Below are 18428 nucleotides of genomic sequence, written 5' to 3' on the forward strand. Positions count from 1 at the left end.
ACAATGATACAAAAAATAAACTTTCAATTTTATAGCACATCAATTTAGTACGCTTTTAAGCTGATGTCCAGGCTTTTTACAGAATGTGTAAGTGCACCCATTGAGATAAAATCTACACTGCAAGCAGCATATGCTAACACATTTTCTTCTGTAATGCCGCCAGATGCCTCTGTTGTAAACCGGCCGTTGATTAATGCTACAGCTGCTTTCAATTCCTCAAAATTAAAATTATCAAGCATAATCCGATCTATACCTCCAATAGCCAACACCTGCGATAACTCATCCAGATTTCTTACTTCAATCTCTATTTGTAACGCTTTTTGATGATCAGCTAAATATTTTTTAGTGGAATGAATGGCATTTGAAATTCCTCCTGCATAATCTACATGATTGTCTTTAATCAGGATCATATCGTACAAACCTATCCGGTGATTGACACCTCCACCAATTCTTACTGCCCATTTTTCAAGGTAACGCAAACCCGGGGTTGTTTTACGCGTATCCAGAATTTTAGTCTTCGTATCTTTTAAAAGCGAAACGATATGATTTGTTTTGGTTGCAATGCCACTCATCCGTTGCATGCAGTTTAAAACCAAACGTTCTGCAACAAGAATAGAATGGGTACTTCCGGATACCGTTAAACCAATATCACCTACATTTACCTTGGCACCATCCTGTAACAACACCGTCACGTTTAAATCTGCATCAACAATTTTGAAGATCTCTACAGCCAACTCCATTCCTGCCAGAATCCCTTCTTCTTTGATAATGAGTTTTGCCTTTCCCTGAGTTCCTGCCGGAATGGTTGATAATGAGGTATGATCACCATCACCAATATCTTCAGCAAGTGCGTTTTTTATAAACTGATGTACAAGTAGAATATCCAAAGTATAGATTTTATGCAGCAAAAATAAGAATTATTTGTGAGCGGGCAATTTACAGATGGATTTAAAGCAACCGGATTGAGGAAAATATATGGATTGGAAATCTGAATTTCTGCTATTTCCTGATCTTAAGTCAGCTGATATGGAGGACTCTGACACCTAGTCTTTAGCAGGTTCAATTCTTAATTCGGTAATTAAAAAACTGTTGTTAAATTTCTTCATGGTGATGGATACCCTGAATGTTTCTTTTGAAGTATTTAAGATAACTACTCCGAAGCGGTAGTTTGGACTATTGTTGATTTTATGAAAAACACTTGTTTTGACCGCAGGATGCTTAATGAAAAAATCTCTGAGAATTTGTTCACCCTGTGCTTTAGAATAGACATCTTCTTCATCAATAATAATTAATTCAATCGTTGAAGCGAAACTTTTCGCAATCTCTTTCGCATTGCCGGCTTTAAAATATGACGATAAATCATCAATAATATCGGCCTGGATGGCATTAGAACTATATAATGATGATAAACCAATAATAAATAAAAATAAGCTCCGGATCATTTCTGTATTTTATACAGAATGGTTAGCTAAAATTATGCCATTAGCTGATCAAAAAACAGATTTCTTAATTTGTATAACCTTCAATAAAGCTATATTTGCCATATGAATAGAATACTAAAACAGGTTTTACAATAAAAGGTTTTGGTAATAATTATAATTTTGAATAAATATGGTAAATAATAAAAAACTCGCACTTATTATTTTAGATGGTTGGGGCTACGGACGTCAGGATAATGCTGATGCAGCATATGCTGCAAAAACACCCTTTTTCGATTCTTTATTACAGCACTATCCAAATTCCAAGCTGGAAGCATCCGGCGAAGCAGTAGGATTACCAGCCGGACAGATGGGGAACTCTGAAGTTGGACATATGAATTTAGGTGCAGGACGTGTGGTTTATCAGGAACTTGGCCGAATAAACAAAGCCATTACCGATAGAGAACTTCATGTTAATCCTGTTTTGCTTGACGCTTTTAATTATGCAAAGCAAAACAATAAGGCGGTTCATTTTATTGGTTTAGTTTCAAATGGCGGTGTACATGCGCACATTGAGCACCTGAAAGCACTTTGTGATGCGGCAAATGAAGCCCATGTGGAAAAAACTTTTGTACATGCCTTTTTGGATGGAAGAGATACGGATCCGAACGCTGGCTTAGGCTTCATTACCGACTTGCAAAATCACCTTCAACACGGTAACGCAAAACTGGCTTCAATGGTTGGACGTTACTATGCCATGGATCGTGATAATCGCTGGGAACGTGTAAAACGTGCCTACGATGTAATGGTAAATGGCATTGGCGAAACCACTCAGGATGCCTTGAACGCCATTCAAAATTCATATCAGAATGGCATAACAGATGAGTTTTTAAACCCGGTGGTACTTACCCAGGCCAATGGTGCACCCGTGGCTACCATTCAGCCTGATGATGTGGTGATCTGCTTTAATTTCCGTACAGACAGAGGACGTGAAATTACTACTGCATTAACACAAAAAGATTTTCCGGAGCAGCAGATGCATAAATTACCATTGTATTATGTCACCATGACTACATACGATGAAAGCTTTGAAAAAGTAAATGTCATGTTTACTAAAGATGACCTGACCAAAACCATTGGGGAGGTTTTAGCCCAAAATCATAAAAATCAGATCCGCATTGCAGAAACAGAAAAATATCCTCATGTTACCTTTTTCTTCTCAGGTGGAAGAGAAAACGAATTTGAAAATGAAAAACGTATTTTAATTCCTTCGCCTAAAGTAGCCACTTACGATCTGCAACCGGAAATGAGTGCAGCCGGCATTACCGAGGCCATTACGGCAGAAATGGAAACCGGATGGGCAGATTTTATTTGCCTGAACTTTGCAAATCCGGATATGGTGGGCCATACCGGTGTTTTTGATGCAGTGGTAAAGGCTGTAGAAACTGCAGATCAATGTGCGGAAATAGTGGTGAAGAAAGGTTTAGAAAATGGTTATTCCTTTATTTTACTGGCAGATCATGGCAACTCTGAATTTATGGTTAATGGCGATGGATCTGCAAATACAGCCCATACGACTAACCTGGTTCCCTGCATCCTGATTGACCATGATTATAAAACCATTGCTGATGGAAAGCTTGGTGATATCGCGCCTACTGTGCTTAGGATTTTAGGTGTGGATATTCCTGCAGAAATGACTGGAAACGTTTTAGTATAATGATAAAAAACCTTTGTATACTGGTATTTGCTTTGGCATTTCTTTCGTGTAACCCACATGAAGAACCTAAGGCAAATACCGGATTACCCTATTTCGATTTAAAAGGTTACTTCGGAAATGAGATCATGCGTTTAAAGAAGGCTAAACCCATAGTAAATAAAACAGTTAGTATAAATGGCGTAAAAGAAAATAAATCCCTTCATATTAATGACTGGGATAAGGAACTGGCCATTTTTATAGATGCCGATATCAATAAAAATTCATGGAAAGGTAGCTTTAAGACTAACCGGAAAGATGACATAATCACCTACACATCTGACAATAAAAAAATCCCGGTAAAAAAGATTTCGGTAACGGAAAAGTCATCGAAAATTAGCAGGATTGAAATCATTATTAACCAAAAGAATATTTTATTTCAATCACAGGATACACTTACCTACCTCCCGGATCAGTTATATCAAATTAAAAAACAACAGAAAATAAGATTTCTTTCAACTAAAAATTACGCCGTAATAGCCAGTTTTAATCCATAAAAAAAGCAGATTTGAATCTGCTTTTTTTATGGATTTCCAATTCTATTTTAAACTGACGATCTGCGCTTTATCGTAAGCTACCCAATCGATAATGTCTTTCCTTAAAGGCTGCATGGTAAGCACTTTTTGAAAATCTGCGATAGAATTGTTAAATAATGCAACACAGGCTAGCTTTTCGGTGTTTTTCTTTACTTTATAGGATTTAAAAATTGCATAATCTTTATAGGCTAGTCCACGGTTCTGAAACATTTGTGTATCCTCATCCCCGTTAATTTCAATGGCTTTGGTAAAATCCTTAATGGCAGCTGTATAAAAATTTTCACGCATGGTATTTAATGATTCTTTCGGATCATTTGCGATGTTTAACCTGGCTTTTCCACGATAATAATAAGCAGACACCTCATTAGGCTTCATGGTCAACAAACGACTATAAGTAGCAATACACTTTTCATATTCTCCATTTTGAAAATAAGAATAGCCCAGCATTTTTAAAACATTGGCATTATCGGGTGTTTTGGTATCGGCTTTTTCTAATTGTGTAACTGCAGTTTTATAATCGCCTTTCATCATGGCCTGCATGCTTTTCTCATAATTGTTCTGAGCAAAACTGGTGGTTGAAGAAAAAATGATTAAACCTAAAATCGCTTTTTTAAAATAGTTCATGTATGAATAATAATTTAGATGAATCCAGCACCTTCAGGGTGTTTTTTTTGCAATATAATCCTATTATGATAATTTAATAGTTTTTAATTTTCTTTATCTAAAAAACGGAAAGCCCAGATATTAGCTTAAACGATCAATTAGAAGAAATATGATATTGACTTAAAATTATATTTCTCTGCCTTTTTAACATAAGATTAATATAGTTTTTACTTTGGCACAAGAGTTGAATTTATTATATTACTAACATAATTAAACAATGTGAATACGATTAAACTGCCAGTTTGTCGTGAGAGGAAAACGTGAAAATGAGTAAACAAGATATATTTGATTTCCATTCTGCTATGCCAATTATAAATGAGGATACCGAATTCTTCCCTTTAATGTCTCAACAAGACGAGGAGGAAATGAACAACGAGGATACGCCTGAAACATTGGCTATTTTACCCTTAAGGAATACTGTTTTGTTTCCGGGAGTGGTTATTCCCATTACAGTTGGGCGGGATAAATCCATTAAATTAATTAAAGAAGCTTATAAGGGAAATAAAATCATTGGTGTGGTTTCTCAAAAGGATGTTTCCATCGAAGATCCTACCTTTGAGCAACTTAACTCAGTGGGTACTGTGGCCAACATCATCAAATTGCTGCAGATGCCTGATGGCAACACCACTGTAATTATTCAGGGTAAACAGCGCTTCAGCTTAATTGAAGAAGTACAGAATGAGCCTTATATCAAAGCTGTTATTAAAAAATTTGAAGAGCAAAAACACAAGAGCGACAAAGAGTTCAAAACCTTAATCGCGTCTATACGCGAAATGTCGGCCCAGATTATTCAGCTTTCTCCAAATATACCAAGTGAGGCCAGTATCGCGCTGAAAAACATTGAAAGCAATTCATTTCTGATCAATTTTATTTCGTCAAACATGAATGCCGAAATGGCCGACAAGCAAAAGATTCTGGAAATGAATAAATTGCTTGATCGCGCACAAAAAGTGATGGAATTGTTGATGGTAGAATTACAGATGCTGGAGTTGAGAAACCAGATTCAATCTAAAGTTCGTACCGATCTGGATAAACAACAACGTGATTATTTCCTGAACCAGCAATTAAAAACCATACAGGAAGAATTAGGCGGCAACTCTGCCGACCTGGAATTTGATGCCTTACAGGAGAAAGCAAAACTGAAAAAATGGTCGAAAGAAGTTAATGCGCATTTTGATAAGGAACTGGATAAATTAGGCCGAATGAACCCGGCTGCACCAGATTATTCTGTACAGTTGAATTATCTTGAATTACTTTTGGATTTACCATGGCGTGAGTTTACCAAAGATAATTTCGATTTAAAAAGAGCGCAACGTATTTTAGATAAAGACCACTTTGGCCTTGAAAAAGTAAAACAACGTATCATAGAATATCTTGCCGTGCTAAAACTTAAGCGCGACATGAAAGCACCTATTCTTTGTTTAGTGGGGCCTCCGGGAGTAGGTAAAACTTCTCTGGGGAAATCAATTGCAAAAGCTTTAGGCCGCAAGTATGTCAGAATGGCCCTCGGTGGAATCAGGGATGAAGCAGAAATCCGCGGTCACCGTAAAACATACATTGGTGCCATGCCCGGACGGATCATTTCATCAATTAAAAAAGCCGGTGCTGATAATCCCGTATTTGTTTTAGATGAGATAGATAAGGTTGGAACCGATCACCGTGGCGACCCATCTTCGGCCCTCTTAGAGGTACTTGATCCGGAGCAAAACAATGCTTTTTATGACCACTATGTAGAGATGGATTACGATTTATCTAATATATTGTTCATAGCTACCGCCAACTCGCTTAGTACCATTCAGCCTGCTTTACTGGATCGTATGGAAATTATTGAAGTTAACGGTTATACCATTGAAGAAAAAATAGAGATTGCCAAGAAATACCTGCTTCCTAAGCAGAAAGAAAATCACGGTTTAGAGAATAAGCATATTACCCTTAAACCAGCACTGATTGAAAAGGTAATTGAAGATTATACCCGTGAATCTGGTGTAAGGGGACTGGAAAAAAGAATAGGTTCTCTGGTTCGTGGTGTGGCTACAAAGGTGGCTATGGAAGAAGAATACAGTGCAACTTTAACAAATGAAGATGTTGAACGCATACTAGGTGCACCAATTTACGATAAAGATTTATACGAAGGCAATGAAGTAGCCGGTGTGGTTACCGGTCTGGCCTGGACAAGTGTTGGTGGCGATATTTTATTTATCGAATCCAGCTTAAGCCCCGGAAAAGGAAAATTAACCTTAACCGGTAATCTGGGTGATGTGATGAAAGAATCTGCCGTAATTGCATTGGCTTACTTACGTGCTCATGCTGCAGAATTTGGAATCGATTATACCTTATTTGATAACTGGGATGTTCACGTACACGTACCTGCCGGCGCGACACCAAAGGATGGTCCATCTGCTGGTGTAACCATGTTAACGGCCTTAACCTCTGTCTTTACGCAGCGAAAAGTAAAACAACATTTGGCCATGACCGGTGAAATTACCCTCCGTGGTAAAGTGCTGCCTGTGGGTGGAATCAAAGAAAAAATCCTGGCAGCCAAAAGGGCCAATATTAAGGAGATTATCCTTTGTAAAAGTAACCGCAAGGATATTTTAGAGATTAAAGAAAGCTATATCAAAGACCTTACCTTTCATTACGTAAATGAAATGAGTGAAGTCATAGATTTGGCTTTAACTAAAAATAAAGTTAAAAAACCTTTGGATCTGAGTATTAAAGCCGCACCCATTGTAAATTAAATGGGAAATCTTTGGGGTGACCTTTCGAAAATCCAATAACAATAAATACATTTATGGCCCGGATAATCATCCGGGCTTTTTTATGAAATCAATTTTCACCACAGCTATTTTTTGCTTCATCTGCATGACAGGATTTGCGCAGTCATTTAAAAACGAATTTGGTTTTAAAACCGAAAATGATGCTTATCTGGCCACCTTAAATGACCGGTACTATACCAATGGCTTATTTATTTATTTCCGCAGAGCCATAGATTCAACAAATTTTTCAGAGAAAATAGAAAAGAAAACCTATGAAATTTCTGCTGGTCAGAAAATGTATACCCCATACTGGGGTCAGGTGGCGAAAAAAGAAGATCAGGACAGACCCTTTGCCGGCTATTTATATGCTGGTGCAGCTTATTCCATATTCTACAAAAATGAAAGTGTATTGAAAACCAGTATAGAAATCGGAACTGTTGGACCAAATTCACTGGCACAGGATGCCCAGAAGTTTTTGCATAAAACTGTTGGCTTTTATACACCTGCAGGATGGGAATACCAGATTAAAAATGAATTTGCTGTAAATTTAGGTGCAAATTATAGTAAATTACTTTTCAGGCCTGAAGATCCGATTATTGATATTAGCGGACAGGGTTATGCAAACCTTGGTACTACATTTTCCGGTTTGGGTGCTTCCGTATTATTCAGGGCTGGAAAATTAAATCAACTATTTAACAGTGCCTACCATCATGCAGTAATTGGAAATTCGAAAACAAAGCGCTTAAACAAATCTGAGCTTTTCCTTTATGTAAAACCACAGCTTAACTTTGTGGCTTATGATGCGACTATCCAGGGAAGTTTATTTAATAACAATAGCCCGGTTACATTTGACGTAAAACCCATTGTTTTCGAACAGCAGTTTGGTGTGAACTACAGTTCAAAAAGATTTACCGCAGATTTTAATGTTATTTTTAAAACAAAGGAAGTTAAAAGTGTTGCCAAAGCACAGAATTATGGCGGATTAAGTTTGTATTATAGGTTTGGGAAGTAAATTGCTTACCTGTTAAATTGCATCACTCCTTTACAATACCGAAGCATTTTTAATTAGGTTCTATTCCCCCTTTAGGAGCCTGGGAGGTTTTCTGTTTTTCTTTCTATCCGAATGAACGGCTTTATTTTTCAATCTATTCTCTACCACACCTTTCGGAATTTTTGTTGGCTTTCTTTTTTTTTGCACATGAAGCGATTTTTTAAGGAGCTCAATCAGTTTGGCAATAGTTTTTTCCTTGTTCAAAAGCTGACTTCTATCTTCCTGAGCTATAATATGAAGCAAGCCTTCACTATCTATTCTATTTTCCAGGCGAGATTTTAGCAGCGTTTTCTCTTCATCACTTAAATATTCGTTTGCTGATAAATCGAAGATCAACTCAACTTTACTGGAAACTTTATTTACATTTTGCCCACCTTTACCCCCACTTCTGGAGGTTTTGAAGGTTACTGATTTTAAAATTTCTGCTCTGGTGGGTAACATTTTACAAAAGTAAAAAGAATCGTCGGCTAAAAAAAGTTAGTAAGTCGATCGGCTTTTTTTACCTTTGTAGCAGAATGAAAAAGAACCTGGTTATAGCTATTGATGGCTATTCATCTTGCGGAAAAAGCACACTGGCAAAGGCCTTAGCTAAAAAATTAGGCTTTATTTATGTAGACAGTGGTGCAATGTACCGCGCAGTTACCTTATATTTTTTGCGGAATCATATTGATGTGCGTGATGATCATGCTGTTGCAGATGCACTACAACACATAGAATTAAATTTTCATTCAAGGGATTATGAATCACACATCACTTTAAATGGGGAAGAAGTTTCTGATGAGATACGTTTAATGCCTGTTTCCCAAAATGTGAGTGAAGTATCTGCCCACAAAACGGTACGCCATGAAATGGTGAAACAGCAACAGCGCATGGGGAAATCAAAAAGTATTGTAATGGATGGCCGCGATATCGGCACCACTGTTTTCCCAAATTCCCCGTTAAAGTTTTTCATGACAGCTGATCCAAAAATCCGGGCTGAACGCAGGTTTAGAGAGCTGGAGAGCAAGGGTAATAACCTCACCACACTGGAGGAAGTTTTTGAAAACCTGGCCCATCGCGATTATGCAGATACCACCCGTAAAGAAAGCCCTTTGGTTCGTGCTGATGATGCTATTATTTTAGACAATACCAATTTAACACAAGACGAGCAGCTGGCTTTCGCCATAGGAAAGGTAGAACCTTTGCTGGATCGGTAAGGCGGAGAAGTGGATTCGTTGTCCAGATGCTGGAGCTGATTAGGATTTAGCGGTGTAGCACTTAATGCTTTTCAAATAATCGTTTACCGGTACCAGCAACGCTGAACTGAAATTGCCAGGTGAACACTATTTCCCGGAGAATAAAAAAATTCATATTTTTAGCAGCTAACCACTAAGCCGCTATGAAATTAAAATATTCCCCGCTCCTGTTTCTTTTTTTTATTTGTTTAAATTTTAATGTCCTGGCGCAAAAAGGCTGGATTAATCTTTTCAACGGAAAAGATTTGAAAGACTGGAACATTAAAATTGCCAAACACAATTATCAGGATAATTATGCCAATACCTTTCGGGTCGAAAATGGCTTAATGAAAGTGAGTTATGATGGTTACCAAGAATTTGACCAGCAATATGGCCATATCTTTTACAAAAAGCCTTTTTCGGCCTATTTATTAAAGGTAACCTATCGGTTTGTAGGCAAACAGGCCAAGGGTGGTGAAGGTTGGGCACTGCGCAATAGTGGCGCTATGCTACACTGTCAGGATCCGGCAACGATGCTGAAAGATCAGGACTTCCCTATTTCTATTGAAGCACAAATTTTAGGTGGCGACGGAGAACATTTACGACATACCAGTAATGTCTGCACCCCCGGTACGCTAATCAATTATCAGGGTAAACTTTTTACCGATCATTGTCTGGATTCAAAGTCGAAAACTTATTCCGGAGAACAGTGGGTTACTGCAGAATTTCTGGTTCTTGAAGATTCTGTCATTAAACACATCATCAATAAAGAAGTGGTATTGGAATATACCAAGCCCCAAATTGGCGGTGATAATGTTTCCAATTACGATCCCAAAGTAAAAATTGATGGCACCCCTTTAAAATCCGGCTATATCTCACTTCAAAGTGAAAGTCATCCCATTGAATTTAAAACCGTTAAACTTTTTGACCTGAAACCTTACCTGAAAAACAAAACAAAACTTGATCAGGTAATTAATCAACTGTTGGAAAAGTAACGTTAGTTATCTATTGCTATAATAAGCATCATAAAACTTAAATTCCGATAGATAAATGATATGCCTACCCCATTCTATCATCAAAAATTTTATACCTGTTATATTTTTATTTATAACGACAATTGCTTTCGGACAAAAAGCTTATACCGTAGCAGAACTTCCAGATCCTAAAAAACATGGCGGAGGCTGGGTCAGTGATCCCGATCAGATTTTAACACCTGACGATATTTTACAGATTAACAGCACGATCTCTACATTCGAAAGCAAAACGAATGTTCAGGTAGCTATTGTCATCGTGAAAGATTTTGACCACAATCAGGAAGATTTCGATTTTGCTTACCACCTCTTTAACACATGGGGAATCGGATCAAAAACCAGCAATAATGGTTTACTTTTATTTATAGCTAAAGACCGCCGCAAGTACCGGTTTATCACCGGAACGGGGATTGAAGGTGTTCTACCCGACGTAAAGCTTAAACACCTGGCAGAACAAAATTTAATTCCGGCTTTCAGGGAGAATAATTTCGGCACCGGCATTATCAATACCATTGATGCCATTGGCATAATCATTTTAAATCCAGATAACCACGCAGAACTAAATCAATTTTTCACACAAAAGGACAGCAATAGTTCATTAGAGAACTTTTGGATTCCCATGTCACTCATCATTTTAGGCTTTTGGATCACTTTTAAAATCATAAACAGGCAGGATAAAAATGAAAAGAAATCAAAATCGCCAAAGCAGGACAGTTATGATCCCGTTCTTGTAAAGGGTTGTGCCGGTTTTATCATTTTTGGCTTCTTTTCGATATTTGCCATTGTATTTTTCGGAGGCCTGGGTTTTCTGGAAAAAATAAAACTGGCACAAATCCCCTACATAACATTTACAATTCTGTCCATCATACTTTTCTTCAGGTATTTGTTTTTGATCGCTTCCATCAGAAACAAGCATCAGGACGATCAAAATTTCTTTAATGCAGTAAAGACTTTTAATCAGAAAAACTGGTGGCTGGTCTTTCTTTCACCACTTATTCTGATAGCCTTAATCAGGCAGCTGATTATGCGTGTGCAAACCACCGATCGCTTTAAATCTGTTTTGGATAGCAAAAATGAAGAAATGATTCGCATTGACCGGGATATTAATGTTGAGGGAAGTCCTTATTTAACACCAGGGCAACGTAAAGAAGAAGTGGAGAAAGTATACGATTACGACATTTGGGAAAATACCGAGAAAACAGAGCATGTTATTAAAAAATGGCCTGCTGAAAAATTCGACGATTATTTGGAGTGCCCGGCCTGTGGATTTAAAACCTACAAATTAAATAAAAAAATCACAACCAAATCTGCAACCTATAGCCATGAAGGACAAGCCAAAATCATTAATGAGTGCAGCTTCTGCAAAAAAACTGAGTTTATCAGATGGATCACACTGCCCATGTTGGTTAAGTCAAGCAGCTCATCATCGGGTTCATCTTCATCAGGCAGCAGTTCTTCAGCATCCTCTTCAAGTAGCTGGGGCGGTGGCAGCAGTAGCGGTGGCGGCACCGGGGGAAGCTGGTAAAAGGCTTACTTTTAGATTCTTTTCTGTGCTAATCAAAACTATTTTATAATTTTGGCATGCTTGGCACAATGTCTGCGCTGAGCGTAATTGCCAAATCATTCTTTACAGATTTGCAGAATCCCAATATTATGACCAGAATTTTCTTCTTAGTTATTGCGCTTTTTATTTTTTCCAGCCAGGTAATGGCTCAGGATTTATACCGTGTAACTGCGGATAAACTGAGGGTTAGACAATCCAAAGACGCAAACAGTAAAGTAATTGCCAATATCATCCAAAATGAAAAAGTGACTGTTTTAGATGCCAGTGATGCCAAATTTTATAAGATCAAACTTCGCAATAAAGAAGGCTGGGTAAGTAAAGATTTTATTGAAAAAATTGCTGCACCGGCCCAGGCTGAACCAGCAAAAACCGGAACAACAGCACCTGCTGCAGTTGATACGACAACGTCCGCGAATAATGATATTTACAAGGCCACTACAGATAACCTAAGGGTAAGATCAAGTGCAGACCCGAAAAGCAAAGTAATCGGATACCTACCTGAAAATGAAAATGTTGCCGTTTTGGATTCCTCCAACACGAGTTATTTCAAAATTAAAGTGTCAAATGGCGAGGGTTGGGTAAGCAAAGCGTTTTTAGCCAGGGTATCACCCGTAAATAAACCGGTTGCGAAAAAACCTTCGGTATCGGTTGAAGTACCGCAGATTGCCAAAGATTATTCAAACATCATTCTGTTTGCCATTGTTGCACTGGTTTTTGGCACCATTCTTTATTTTATTTTTAAATATTCCAATCAGAATAAAATACTGATCGGCATTTCTGCAATAGTGGTTCTGGTAGTGGTTTATTTTTGCTTTGTTACATTTATACAGCCCAAAACAGTTTCAGGAACTTATATCAGCGATAGCGACACCCAATATAAAACTTTCGACTTTGGCACGCAGGATTCTGTTGTGGTAAAAGATACCTATACCGATTCTACTTTTAAAGCAAAGTATGTGATTGAAGGCGATATGATCAAACTTTATGATCAGCAAAATATGATTTTACTGTTGATCAGGGATGAAAAAACGCTGGTTGGAGAAGGTTTTACAAGGGGGACTTTTAAGAAGAGATAAATCTGGATCATAACATTAATTATCTTTAAAAGCTATTGTTGATAACAATGAGTATTTTTTTTGCAAAGCCTTCGTTTATAAACCCGGTAGAGCAGATAGCCCACAGCGCAGCGAGGACTATAAGCGATGACGGGACTACTGTATCCGAAGAATTACTGCACCTTCATTTACAAAAAAATAATAAAAATCACATTCATATTATTTGAATTTTACAATTTAGATGCTGAAATAAATGCAGCATGACGAGTGGTAGAATCTTAATAACCTAAAAATCAGCAACATTTATTAAAAAAATCTTTTCTATTAATTAAAATATTTTTACCTTTGCAGTCCCTAAATAGGGAAAAAAGGAGATAATTAATTAATGGCTAAAAAACAAGTAGCAGAAAAAGAATTAGCAGCTAAAACAGCTGAACTTCAGGGAGAAGGCGGACGCCTGACTGAAAAAGAAACGATTGAATCAGAAGCTGATTCAGTTTCGATCGAATCGATTAAATCATCATTAGCAACACCAACCGAAGATTTCGACTGGGATGCAGATGAAAAAGTTTTTGGTAATTACAATGATGCAGACCGTAAAAAGTTTGAAGATATGTATGCCGGAACATTCAATCAGATCACTAAAGGTGAAATCATTAGCGGTATCGTTGTTTCTATTAACAACAAAGACGTCGTATTAAACGTAGGTTTTAAATCAGACGGTTTAGTTTCTACTTCAGAATTCCGTGATACACCAGATCTTAAAATCGGCGATTCAGTTGACGTTTTCGTTGAAGCACCAGAAGATGCTAACGGTCAATTGATCCTTTCTCGCAAAAGAGCAAAAACCCAAAGATCATGGGAAGCGATTAACGAGGCACTTGAAAATGATAGAATCATCAACGGTTTCGTTAAGAGCCGTACTAAAGGTGGTTTAATTGTTGATATCATGGGCGTTGAGGCTTTCTTACCAGGATCTCAGATTGATATTAAACCTATCCGCGATTACGATGTATACGTGGGTAAAACAATGGAATTTAAAGTTGTTAAAATTAACCATGAGTTTAAAAACGTAGTTGTTTCTCATAAAGTGTTAATTGAAGACGATTTAGAAAGCCAAAAAGTTGAAATCGTTTCTAAATTAGAAAAAGGACAAGTATTAGAAGGTACTGTTAAAAATATTACTGACTTCGGTGTGTTCATCGATTTAGGTGGTGTTGATGGTTTACTTCACATTACTGATATTTCTTGGGGCCGCATAGAGCATCCGAAAGAAGTATTATCATTAGATGAAAAAATCAACGTGGTTGTTTTAGATTTCGATGATGAGAAAAAACGTATCGCTTTAGGCTTAAAACAATTAACGCCACACCCTTGGGAAAATTTAGATGCTAACTTAGCTGTTGGTTCTAAAGTAAAAGGAAAAATCGTAACTGTTGCAGATTACGGTGCTTTCTTAGAAATCATCCCTGGTGTTGAAGGTTTAATCCACGTGTCTGAAATGAGCTGGTCACAAAACTTAAGAAATCCACAGGAGTTCTTAAAAGTTGGTGATGAGATCGAAGCTGAAGTGTTAACTTTAGACAGAGACGAGCGCAAAATGAGCTTAGGTATTAAACAATTATCTAACGATCCATGGCAAGAAGTAGCTGCTAAATTCCCTGTTGGAAGCAAGCACCAGGCTACTGTTAAAAACATGACTAACTTCGGTGTTTTTGTTGAAATCGAAGAAGGTATTGATGGTTTGATCCACATCTCTGACTTATCTTGGTCTAAAAAAGTAAACCACCCTAACGAATTCACTAAAGTTGGTGATGTATTAGACGTAGTTGTTTTGGAATTAGACGTTGATAACCGCAAATTAAGCTTAGGTCACAAACAATTAGAAGAAAACCCTTGGGATACTTTCGAAACGATCTTTACTTTAGATTCGGTTCACCAGGGTACTGTTGTTAAAGTAACTGATAAAGGTGCTGTGATTGCTTTACCATATGGTGTAGAAGGTTTCGTACCAACTAAACACATGGTTAAAGAAGATGGTACTTCAGTTAAAGCTGAGGAAACCAATGACTTCAAAATCATTGAATTCAACAAAGAAGCAAAACGTATCGTAGTATCTCACGCCCGTATCTGGGAAGAGGTTAAAGCTGAAGCGGTAGCAGAAGAAAGAAATGCTAAGAAAAAAGAAGCTAAAGCTGCTGTAACTGCGGTTAAAAAAGTTAAAGATTCTGTAGAGAAATCTACTTTAGGAGACTTAGACGTATTGGCTCAATTGAAATCGCAATTAGAAGGCGAAGAAAGCAAAGCTAAAAAAGGCTAGTTCTTTTTAACTGAATATATTCATCCCGATAGCGAAAGTTATCGGGATTTTTTTGTGTTCAAAGTTTTCGTCATTGCGAGGAGGCTTTTCAGCCGACCAAGCAATCTTATTTTCATTCACTATATAAGAAATGTAAGAACATTAAAGAAATTTGCAACATGAGCTTATATTTTTCTTAGATGCCTTATATCGTCAATCATAATTAGAAAACCAAAGTAATAGCTCATCGGCAACTCCTGCCCCGCTATACTTGCTGCCGTGAAAAACGGCATTCATCCTATCGGGTTTATGTAACATCAGTAGTTCGTTCTGCCCAACCATTTCCTTTCATCCGCCTATAATTATTACTTTTGAAAAGGAAAATCCCTTTTATAATGAAGAAATTTATCTTTTTGTTTCTAGTCTTAAGTACTTTGAAACTTTCTGCACAGGAAGTTAATATCATCCCGGTACCTGTTCAACTCGATATAAAGCAAAAAACTGCAGCGTTTACCATCGATCAAAACACACTGATTATTGCGCCTGACTCTCTAATTAACAGCATCTCGTTTTTCACAGATTATCTTTCGAAATATTATGGCATTGTGATCGGCAGAGATAGTACTTTCAATAAAAAAGACAACGTCATCAAGCTGCAAGTAAATACGATCAAAACCTTAAATCCAGATCGGTATGAGCTTTTTTCAGATGATAAGCAAATCCAAATCAGTGCTTCATCTCCAAAAGGAATTTTCTACGGCATCCAAACGTTAATTCAACTGCTACCCTATTCCCGTAAAGCTTTTCCTGTTCAAATTCCTTCGGTTTCTATTGTCGATTATCCACGCTTCGATTACAGGGGAATGCACCTGGATGTGAGTCGCCATTTTTTTGATGTAGCTTTTGTAAAGCAATACATTGATTATTTAGCTCTTCATAAAATGAATTATTTCCACTGGCATTTAACTGATGACCATGGCTGGAGAATCGAAATAAAAAAATATCCAAAATTGACAGAGATAGGTGCCTGGAGAGAGGGCAGTATTATTGGTTTGTGGCCTGGAAAAGGAAATGAAAACATTAAATATCAGGTATTGCCAACGGAAGTGAAAATTACGCCAAAAGACGCTGTGGTCAAAACAGACGGCATTAAACACGGCGGATACTATACCCATGAACAGATTAAAGATGTAATTGATTATGCGGCTAAGCGCTACATTACCATTATCCCGGAAATTGAAATGCCTGCACACAGCATGGCTTTACTTGCCGCCTACCCCGAGTTAGGAACCGAGCCAAATAAAAAATACAAAGTTGCCCAAACCTGGGGCATGATGAACAAATACAACAATGTACTACAGGCTTCTGACACGACATTCAAATTCCTGGAAAATGTATTAACTGAAGTGATGGATTTATTTCCATCGCCATATATTCACATTGGTGGTGATGAAGCTGCTAAAGTTTGGTGGAAACAATCGGCCGTTTCACAACAGATTATGAAAGCAAATGGCTTAAAAACAGAAAGCGAGCTACAAAGTTATTTCATCAGAATGATTGAAAAATTTGTAAAAAGCAAAGGCAAAACCATTATTGGCTGGAATGAAATTTTACAGGGTGGCCTGGCCCCAAACGCGGTTGTAATGAGCTGGCAGGGCGAAAAAGGTGGCATTGAAGCCGCAAAGCAAACCCATAAAGTAATCATGACTCCTGAAGACAAGTTTTATTTTAACCATGCACAATTTGTCCAGGAAGATAGTTTAACGGCAGGCAAGGCTTCCCTCCTTGCTGATGTTTACCAGTATGACCCTCTTCCTGCCGAATTAAATACCGAACAAGCAAAATACATTTGGGGCGGGCAGGGTTGTTTGTGGAGTGAATACATCACCAATCCCGTAAAAGTACAATATCAGCTTTTCCCAAGGTTAGATGCGCTGAGTGAAATTTTGTGGAGTCCGAAAAACAAACGAAATTATCCGGATTTTAAAAAACGTTTGACAACTCAATTTAAACGCTATGATTTGATGGGCATCACCTATTCCAAAAAATATCTGGAAAATTAATGAATGAGCTGTTTTGCCATTTGTAACTGATAGTTACCAGGTGTAATACCAACAACCTTTTTAAAAATTCTGATGAAGTAATTGGCATCATTAAATCCAAGTTCATAACTAATTGAAGTTACTTTTGCCCCAGATTGCGCCAGTAAAACCTTTGCCCTATTTATTTTCTCAGTCAGGATAAAATCATTCGGACTAATGCCTAACTCCCGCTTAAATAACCTGTAAAAACTTGCTTTGCTCATACAGGCTTTATCACTTAAACTCTTGATACTAATTTTCTCGCTTAAATTTGATTTAATATAATTCAATACAAAGGCCAGTGGATTTTGATTAAGGTTATAGGCCTCATCAGTGATGGTTTTGAAGTTTTGCATTTGCATAATCCTGACTAAAAGTTCTTTGAGGGTTAAATCTGCCAGAACATCCTTTTCTTTTGCGCCTTCTGAACAAATCCTGATTACTTTGTTAATGAGGTATGCAATTTCTTCATTGTTGTAAAAATGATATTCATCGTAATTTAACAACCATTTTTCATTGCTTCCCTCTTTAGGAAAGAATTCGTTCAGGTAAGCTATTGTTTTTTTAATCTGATCCTGATCTATAGCGAGTGCTATACACTGTGTCGGACTACGGTGGCTTGCTTCCGGAAAATCAATTTTCATGGTTACAGAAGGCGGAACAATAACCGTTTGCCCTGGAAAATAATCAAATCCATTTTTATCAAAGAGATGCATGACCTTTTTTCCTCTTAACATACTTGTAATGACGAAATCATTAAAAGTTAGCGGCACCAGGTAAGATTCTGCATAAGTTTCAAAAACGTTTAATTCGCAATGTGATAAAGTATATGAAGTTCTGTTTTCAACTAATGTTTGTAATTTTTCGATTCTACTTAAACTGACCTGGTCTAATATATGTGGCATAACAATAAAGATTTTGGTTAGAGCGCATTGCTGATTACTCAAATATATAGATAAGTATTTTCACAAAGGCCATACAGACTGCAACAATAATGCTATTACTTG

Annotated in this window: 15 protein-coding genes; 10 read left to right on the plus strand and 5 right to left on the minus strand. The window is 37.3% G+C overall.

Annotated elements, in window-relative coordinates:
- Positions 1 to 44 precede the first annotated feature (44 nt).
- Both nadC and CBW18_RS08995 read right to left on the minus strand, forming a co-directional pair.
- The gene (nadC, locus tag CBW18_RS08990) at positions 45 to 887 is read right to left on the minus strand and encodes a carboxylating nicotinate-nucleotide diphosphorylase (RefSeq protein WP_088300958.1); all 843 of its coding nucleotides are present in this window, start codon (positions 885 to 887) and stop codon (positions 45 to 47) included.
- A gap of 156 nt (positions 888 to 1043) precedes the next feature.
- Positions 1044 to 1442 (minus strand): DUF4783 domain-containing protein, encoded by a 399-nt coding sequence (locus CBW18_RS08995; protein ID WP_088300959.1) that lies wholly within the window; start codon positions 1440 to 1442, stop codon positions 1044 to 1046.
- A 169-nt stretch (positions 1443 to 1611) separates the two neighbouring features.
- On the opposite strand from CBW18_RS08995, the gene gpmI reads away from it, so the two are divergent.
- Both gpmI and CBW18_RS09005 read left to right on the plus strand, forming a co-directional pair.
- Positions 1612 to 3135, plus strand: a complete 1524-nt coding sequence (gene gpmI / locus CBW18_RS09000) for a 2,3-bisphosphoglycerate-independent phosphoglycerate mutase (RefSeq protein WP_088300960.1) — start codon at positions 1612 to 1614, stop codon at positions 3133 to 3135.
- On the plus strand, positions 3135 to 3668 hold the full coding sequence (locus tag CBW18_RS09005) for a hypothetical protein (RefSeq protein ID WP_088300961.1): 534 nt from the start codon (positions 3135 to 3137) through the stop codon (positions 3666 to 3668). Before gpmI ends, CBW18_RS09005 begins: the two co-directional genes overlap by 1 nt.
- 42 nt (positions 3669 to 3710) lie before the next feature.
- Here the strand turns inward: CBW18_RS09005 and CBW18_RS09010 are convergent, their stop codons facing one another.
- Entirely contained in the window at positions 3711 to 4331 is a 621-nt protein-coding gene (locus CBW18_RS09010) for a tetratricopeptide repeat protein (RefSeq protein ID WP_088300962.1), read from the minus strand.
- Between the two features lie 305 nt (positions 4332 to 4636).
- On the opposite strand from CBW18_RS09010, the gene lon reads away from it, so the two are divergent.
- Complete coding sequence (gene lon, locus CBW18_RS09015) at positions 4637 to 7108, plus strand: endopeptidase La (protein WP_088300963.1); 2472 nt, start codon at positions 4637 to 4639, stop codon at positions 7106 to 7108.
- 82 nt (positions 7109 to 7190) lie between these two features.
- The gene (locus CBW18_RS09020) at positions 7191 to 8138 is read left to right on the plus strand and encodes a lipid A deacylase LpxR family protein (RefSeq protein WP_088301354.1); all 948 of its coding nucleotides are present in this window, start codon (positions 7191 to 7193) and stop codon (positions 8136 to 8138) included.
- Between the two features lie 60 nt (positions 8139 to 8198).
- Here CBW18_RS09020 and arfB read toward each other — a convergent pair whose 3' ends face one another.
- Complete coding sequence (gene arfB / locus CBW18_RS09025) at positions 8199 to 8618, minus strand: alternative ribosome rescue aminoacyl-tRNA hydrolase ArfB (protein WP_088300964.1); 420 nt, start codon at positions 8616 to 8618, stop codon at positions 8199 to 8201.
- Positions 8619 to 8692: 74 nt separating this feature from the next.
- On the opposite strand from arfB, the gene cmk reads away from it, so the two are divergent.
- From cmk to CBW18_RS09055, 6 genes are all read left to right on the plus strand, one after another.
- A complete protein-coding gene (gene cmk, locus CBW18_RS09030; protein WP_088300965.1) occupies positions 8693 to 9373 on the plus strand; it encodes a (d)CMP kinase in 681 nt (226 codons plus the stop codon).
- A gap of 182 nt (positions 9374 to 9555) precedes the next feature.
- Positions 9556 to 10386 (plus strand): DUF1080 domain-containing protein, encoded by an 831-nt coding sequence (locus CBW18_RS09035; protein WP_088300966.1) that lies wholly within the window; start codon positions 9556 to 9558, stop codon positions 10384 to 10386.
- 55 nt (positions 10387 to 10441) lie between these two features.
- Positions 10442 to 11947: a YgcG family protein gene (locus CBW18_RS21555; protein WP_088300967.1), complete on the plus strand. Its 1506-nt coding sequence runs from the start codon at positions 10442 to 10444 to the stop codon at positions 11945 to 11947.
- A 56-nt stretch (positions 11948 to 12003) separates the two neighbouring features.
- Positions 12004 to 13062: an SH3 domain-containing protein gene (locus tag CBW18_RS09045; protein WP_088300968.1), complete on the plus strand. Its 1059-nt coding sequence runs from the start codon at positions 12004 to 12006 to the stop codon at positions 13060 to 13062.
- Positions 13063 to 13426: 364 nt separating this feature from the next.
- Positions 13427 to 15361, plus strand: a complete 1935-nt coding sequence (gene rpsA, locus CBW18_RS09050; protein ID WP_029288947.1) for a 30S ribosomal protein S1 — start codon at positions 13427 to 13429, stop codon at positions 15359 to 15361.
- 374 nt (positions 15362 to 15735) lie between these two features.
- Positions 15736 to 17403, plus strand: coding sequence for a beta-N-acetylhexosaminidase (locus CBW18_RS09055; RefSeq protein ID WP_088300969.1), 1668 nt, complete (start codon positions 15736 to 15738; stop codon positions 17401 to 17403).
- Here CBW18_RS09055 and CBW18_RS09060 read toward each other — a convergent pair.
- Complete coding sequence (locus CBW18_RS09060) at positions 17400 to 18326, minus strand: AraC family transcriptional regulator (RefSeq protein WP_088300970.1); 927 nt, start codon at positions 18324 to 18326, stop codon at positions 17400 to 17402. The two genes, CBW18_RS09055 and CBW18_RS09060, sit on opposite strands and share 4 nt — an antisense overlap.
- Positions 18327 to 18428 lie beyond the last annotated feature (102 nt).

Source organism: Pedobacter sp. AJM (assembly GCF_002197755.1).
Lineage (GTDB): Bacteria > Bacteroidota > Bacteroidia > Sphingobacteriales > Sphingobacteriaceae > Pedobacter.